The organism is Moorena sp. SIO1F2 (assembly GCF_010672755.1).
Classification (GTDB): Bacteria; Cyanobacteriota; Cyanobacteriia; order Cyanobacteriales; family Coleofasciculaceae; genus Moorena.
This window is the reverse complement of sequence record NZ_JAAHFV010000390.1, coordinates 1-5743: the sequence shown is the minus strand read 5'-3', so window position 1 is coordinate 5743 and position 5743 is coordinate 1. Positions and strand designations below refer to the sequence as shown.

At 43.4% G+C, this 5743-nt stretch carries 8 protein-coding genes; 2 read left to right on the top strand and 6 right to left on the bottom strand.

Annotated features, from left to right (window positions below):
• Positions 1–165: 165 nt before the first annotated feature.
• Both F6J94_RS29030 and F6J94_RS29025 read right to left on the bottom strand, forming a co-directional pair.
• The gene (locus F6J94_RS29030; RefSeq protein ID WP_293046756.1) at positions 166–561 is read right to left on the bottom strand and encodes a nuclear transport factor 2 family protein; all 396 of its coding nucleotides are present in this window, start codon (positions 559–561) and stop codon (positions 166–168) included.
• Between the two features lie 91 nt (positions 562–652).
• Complete coding sequence (locus F6J94_RS29025; RefSeq protein ID WP_293046755.1) at positions 653–1411, bottom strand: hypothetical protein; 759 nt, start codon at positions 1409–1411, stop codon at positions 653–655.
• A gap of 304 nt (positions 1412–1715) precedes the next feature.
• Here F6J94_RS29025 and F6J94_RS29020 point away from each other — a divergent pair, with 304 nt between their 5' ends.
• On the top strand, positions 1716–2666 hold the full coding sequence (locus tag F6J94_RS29020; RefSeq protein WP_293046757.1) for an aldo/keto reductase: 951 nt from the start codon (positions 1716–1718) through the stop codon (positions 2664–2666).
• Between the two features lie 70 nt (positions 2667–2736).
• Here the strand turns inward: F6J94_RS29020 and F6J94_RS29015 are convergent, their stop codons facing one another.
• The 3 genes from F6J94_RS29015 to F6J94_RS29005 all read right to left on the bottom strand — a co-directional run bounded on the left by F6J94_RS29015 (position 2737) and on the right by F6J94_RS29005 (position 4203).
• Entirely contained in the window at positions 2737–3288 is a 552-nt protein-coding gene (locus tag F6J94_RS29015) for an outer membrane beta-barrel protein (protein ID WP_293026652.1), read from the bottom strand.
• 98 nt (positions 3289–3386) lie between these two features.
• Complete coding sequence (locus F6J94_RS29010) at positions 3387–3602, bottom strand: hypothetical protein (RefSeq protein WP_293026655.1); 216 nt, start codon at positions 3600–3602, stop codon at positions 3387–3389.
• Between the two features lie 157 nt (positions 3603–3759).
• Positions 3760–4203 carry an Hsp20/alpha crystallin family protein gene (locus tag F6J94_RS29005; RefSeq protein WP_293046754.1) on the bottom strand — a complete coding sequence of 148 codons (444 nt, stop codon included), beginning with the start codon at positions 4201–4203 and terminating at the stop codon, positions 3760–3762.
• Between the two features lie 498 nt (positions 4204–4701).
• On the opposite strand from F6J94_RS29005, the gene F6J94_RS29000 reads away from it, so the two are divergent.
• Positions 4702–4890, top strand: coding sequence for a hypothetical protein (locus F6J94_RS29000; RefSeq protein WP_293046753.1), 189 nt, complete (start codon positions 4702–4704; stop codon positions 4888–4890).
• Positions 4891–5273: 383 nt separating this feature from the next.
• Here F6J94_RS29000 and F6J94_RS28995 read toward each other — a convergent pair whose 3' ends face one another.
• A complete protein-coding gene (locus tag F6J94_RS28995) occupies positions 5274–5582 on the bottom strand; it encodes a hypothetical protein (protein ID WP_293046752.1) in 309 nt (102 codons plus the stop codon).
• Between the last annotated feature and the right edge of the window lie 161 nt (positions 5583–5743).

The window sequence follows — 5743 nt, the reverse complement described above, 5'->3', positions numbered from 1 at the left end:
CGCGATCGCATACAGCCGCTGTGGATAGTAGTAAATAGCTTACGCAATTCAGCCATGGACACCCCTTAGTTGGTCGAGCTGTGAGATCACAGCAACAGACTCAGGGGTTATTTTTTTTTCAACAGCTGATTTGCTGATGGCGGAAGAGCCAACACCACTTGGGAATTAGCCCTTTAGTTTAGCCATCATTTCTGCTTCATTCCAGTAGGACAAAACCTGTTGAATCTTACCGTCATCATTGATTTCAAAAACACTGATGCCTTCAGCAGTAGCCTCACGACCATTCTTAGCAGACACCTGCATCCTCCACTTTACCGCTGCCCCATTGCCAGCAATAAAAATTTGCTCTTGTGAGATTTCAAAGCTGTTAAAGAAGCTAGACAGTAGTCCAAAGAACTTCTCAGAGTCCTCAGAGACGTTGATTGGTGGCTTTCCCACTGGGTCATAAATCACTGCATCTTCAGCAAAAATCTCTACCCAGCCTCCTGGATTCATGGCGGCCATGTTAGTAAAATAGACATTGATGACTGATGCGATCGCTTCTGTTGACATAGTTTCCATCTAACTTAACCTTTCTATTATCTGTTAAATTCTGCCTTGAACGAATAATCCCAGCCAAAAGGCAAAAGGCAGATCACAGACTGATCACTAATCACGGCAATAACCATGCCAGAATACGTTTAGCAATTTTCTTAGGACCAGGCTTGGCCGAGAGCAAACCTGACAATAGCTGACGCAACATCCAAGGCGCAATCCTGATTAAACATGAACGTAGCAGCCATTGTAGTATTACTAGAAGTAGACCACAGCTGACTATGCCCACTATAATAATCAACCATCTCCAGGGTTGAGCAAGTATTAGCTGTAATACGCCAGGAATTACCAGCACTGCCAGAATCACCAGGATTATCATCAGCGCTGATAGTCCCCAAGCCAGCTTAGGGAAGTTGGGTGATGGTTTCAGGCGTAGCTGAGCCAAGATTTGAGTGATCAGCCAGTAGTGAGCGTCAGCAATTTGACAACAAAAGTCGGGATTCTCCAAACAGTCTCTCTTGATCTGGTGAACGATTTCTCCATCAAGGGCAATCACACTCCGCATCAGTGCCTGTGCCCGATCAACTGGTAGATAGTACGTAGAAAACGTCAATCCAGACTGGAGGCGGTTTTCCCAATCGAGCAGAGCTAAATGGCGTAAATCACTAAGCAACTCTCCGGAAATATCAAGGCCGTGACCAGTCTGTTGTGCTTGTTTAATTTTTGTAAGAATGTCTTGATTTAAATCAAAGCGAATGCTATGAAACAGCACGCGGGAGCGTGTAATTTGTTCTTGCTCAATGTTGATGTATGAGTCTATATTCAAGCCTTGCTGCTGGTAAAGGGTTTGAGAGTGCTGTTGGGAATGACGCCGCACAGGAGTAACCAGATTACGCCACCAAAGAACAATAAACGTTTTCAGGCTCCCAAATCAAGCCTTCTTCAGCAGCAATTTCTTCCTAGCTTAGTTTTATTAATAGCTGAATGGGTCAGGGAGTCAGTGCTCAGTCTAGTTTATCGTTAATTTTTAAACTTAAGTTATAAACCGTCAACTTTCAACTTTCAACTTTTAACTTTCAACTTTCAACTTTCAACTTTCAACTTTCAACCAAGCTGATAGCTGACTAAGCCACGATAAACTGAAAGAATATTAAGAAATGTTAAGAGCAGCAGTTTTTATGATGCAGACGATCAGGTTAGGTCAGAATGGTCCGATGGTCACAGCCTTGGGAATTGGGACGTGGTCATGGGGAGACAAGCTGTTTTGGAACTATGGCAGTGACTACGGCACTACTCAGGTAAAAGAAGCCTTCGAGGCAACCTTGGATGCTGGAATTAACTTTTTTGACACCGCTGAGGTGTATGGACTAGGAGAATCAGAATCCCTGATCGGACGGTTTATGAAGCAGGTGGGACGGAAAGCCCAGATTGCTACTAAGTATTTCCCCTTACCCTGGCGATTTAGCGCTCAGTCAGTTTCTGATGCCTTGAGTGACAGTTTGAAACGTCTGCAAGTCGAGCAAGTGGAACTGTACCAAGTACATATGCCTTTTAGTTTCTTGATCAGCCAACAGACGTTGATGAATGCTCTAGCTGATGAAGTGAAGCGTGGTCGGATTGGAGCAGTTGGTGTGAGTAACTATTCCGCTAAGCAAATGGCAGAAGCTCACAGTTACTTAGCAGCCCGTGGCATACCCCTAGCGGTGAATCAGGTGCAATATTCTCTGTTGCATCGGAAAATTGAGAGCAACGGTATTCTTGATAAAGCGCGTCAGTTAGGTGTGACTATTCTGGCTTACAGTCCCTTAGCTCAAGGGTTACTCACTGGCAAGTATACGGTAGAGAGCTATATCAAACCCACTGGAGCTAGGGCAATTGACCCCCGCTTTAGCAAAAGTGGTTTAGAAAAAATTGCCCCTGTGCTAAAGCTACTGAGTCAGTTAGGGGAAAAGTATGAGCGAAAACCAGCTCAAGTTGCCCTTAACTGGCTGATTGCTCAAGATGGAGTAATCCCGATTCCCGGTGCTAAGACCGCACAACAGGTGCAAGACAATGCAGGGGCTTTGGGTTGGGCTTTGAGTCAGGAGGATGTTAGTCAGTTAGAACAAGTGACTCGTCTTTGGTTAAAATAAAGGCCCAAGGGAAGTGCCCCTACAATAGACTTCGCTGCAGTTGTCGGGAACATGAACAGCGCTATAGATTTTAGAAACGATAGCCTGCACCAAATTGCAATTTAACTGGGGAAGTATCGTTGTTTTCATCACTAAGGCTTAATCTGCCGCTGCCGTAGATTATGGTGTAGTCATTGACTGCTGCTTCTACACCAGCAGTCAATACGGCTGAATTTTGATTACCTAAAGGAGTGGTGATCTCCTCGTTGTTCACAAAGGTATAGCCTCCACCAACGTAAATGTTAGTATTGCTGGCAACAGGTACATCGTAGGTAATTGTTGGTTCGACAGCACGACCTTTGCCAGAGAGAAACGCTGCACCACGCACTGAAATCGGTAAATTGGGCAGATCAATACGACCTTGATACATGCTACCAATCCTTTCATCGCTTGAGTTTGAGCCAATTCCCAGCAAATTCTCAAAGGGATTGAGGATATCATTACTGATTTTGCTGCCATCGTTACTAATTCCCACGTAGCTACCCTTTAATCCTTCAGGTTGAGCAGAGGCAGGGCTAGCAGATAGAACCATCGCAATCATTAAGATTAGGTAAGTTGCGGCAGATTTGAGTATGGGTTTCATAGGTTTCATGGTTATAATTAAAAAACCCCCCGCTTTGATTGCAGGGGGATGGCTATCAAGGTGCATCTACTATTTTTCTATTTCTCAGCCGAGTTGAGTTATCCGGATAAGTTACAGAAAAAGATCCGATTGACTCCAGTGATGGCGTTGCTGAATGATAGGATGATTTTGTCGCCACCCCATTGAGAACTGGTATAGGAAAGGGAACAGGGAACAGGGAACAGGGAACAGGGAGCAGGCAACAAAAATTCCCACAATGTCTTGATGCAATAGCGAGTGGGGGAAACCCCCAAGACCGCGCTGCATCGCTTCATTTAGGATTTCTATATATGTAAACAAAAAGCGATCGCTTGCTGAGGTCGCGATCGCTTTTTGAGGTCACGATTTAGTCTAAACGCCAGTAGCTAACTAATTGTCCCAAGTCTAGTTAGCCAGCCACTGAGTTAACCAGCCACTGAGCTAACCAGGGAGTTAGTTCAAGTTAACCTTGACAACTTTGTTTTTTTCCTCTTCAGCTTTGGGCAAGGTCAGATTCAAGATACCGTCTTTGTACTCAGCCTGAACTTTGGTATTTTGAATCCGAACTGGTAAAGGAATTACCCGCTGGAATTTACCATAACGGAATTCAGACCGCTTGACGCCTTTTTCGTCAGTATTGGTTTCTTCTTTCCGTTCTCCACTGATAGCAACAACAGTATCTGTGACTTCTACATTCAAGTCTTTGGCTTCCATTCCTGGAACTTCCAATTTCAGAGTGATAGCATCTTCAGTTTGGGTTAGTTCAGCAGCAGGAACATTTTTTAAATGACCAAACTCTCGCAAAGTAGTCGGCACAAAACTATGGTCAAATAGCTGATCAATTTCCCGTTGTAGGGTGTTGATGTCTTTCCATGGGTTCCAACGAACTAGAGTCATAGCTCTTCCTCCAAGTTGTAATTGCTTAATAGATTCAGCCTTGTTTTATGGCCTTTGATTATTATGGTATGACTTCACAATAGCAGTGACAATTCGGTTTTTATCACTAACTTTATAGGGATTGCCGTTATGAAAAACTGTTGGATAGGGAATAGGGAATAGGGAATAGGGAATAGGGAATAGGGAATAGGGAATAGGGAGCAGGGAGCAGGCAGCAGGGAGCAGGCAGCAGGCAGCAGGGAGCAGGCAGCAGGGAGCAGGCAGCAGGCAGCAGGGAGCAGGCAGCAGGGAGCAGGCAGCAGGGAATAGTAAGAAAGAGATCCGAGGATTTTTTGGTGTGATCAGAAATCAGCTTTGGGTTTCATGAACTATTTAGAACTGCTATAGTAAACCTTGAGCTAAATTACGGTAAACTGAACACAATTGGGTTCGGTAAACTCGAATTCAGTGGTCAGCTTAAGCTATCAGCTATCAGGTAATATAATTAATTTAAGTCCAATGATGGAATCCACAGATTTTACCCATTCAGTCAGCTACCAAAAAGAATTGATTCTGAAATTACAGGAACTGCTGAAAAAAGAAATTGAAGGTAAAGCTCACTCTGACCGCATTGAAGAATTAGCTTCAGCGATTGAAAGTGCGACAGAGGCGCTCAACAACCTAACCCAGTATTTTAGAGAAACTTGACCTGTACTTTTCTCGATTAGACTCTAAGCACTAGGTATGAAGCACTAGGTATTAGGCGTTGACTAGTAGCACCAGTTTGGTGTCCTTGGTTTGGATTTGGTTGTAGATTGCAAAGGGAATCAAGCACATAACAGCTGTTGTTTATCATCGAGGTTTCTACTCGAACGTCAACAAAGAAATGAGATGGAGATTCCCTGATTGACTTTTTCCGGCTACCCACGTCGAGTAGCCAGCACATTTTTCACTTTGTCAGTCTAAATTCTATCTAGGTGATCACACTATTGCTCTCGAATGCAAAAAAAATTCACTTTTTATGATCACGACAGGGGGATGGTGCCCTTTATCCATCAATTTTCTGTTTACACTCCCAAACCGCTAGAGGTTTAATTTCCTGAGCGTCCATTACCGCTTTGATTTAATAAATATTCCCAAATCCGTCGTATTTCTTCTTGATTTTGGCGAATCTCTGCTTGACTTTGACGAATCTCCTCTTGATTTTGAATAATCTCCTCTTGACTTTGACGTTGATAGGTTGCCAACTCAGAAAACAATCTTAAGGTCTCATTCATAGAAACTCGTAATTGAGTAATTTCTGCTTGATTTTGCTCGATGGTCTGAGAGTGGCGATTAATGTATCTTGCTGCTGTCTCTAACAAGTTCTCTACTTGAGTTAATCTTTCTTCTGGTGTCATGTTTGATGACTATTAATCTGATATATTCATCTATTCTATTCCATTTTTACTCCTTATTCTTGATGTCAACCCTTCATTAAATCTAGTGCGTTACCAAGCATCAGAGCTGGTCTAGCCTTAGTTTATAACCACTTTTTCTAGTGACTCGGAACTAGCTGTAC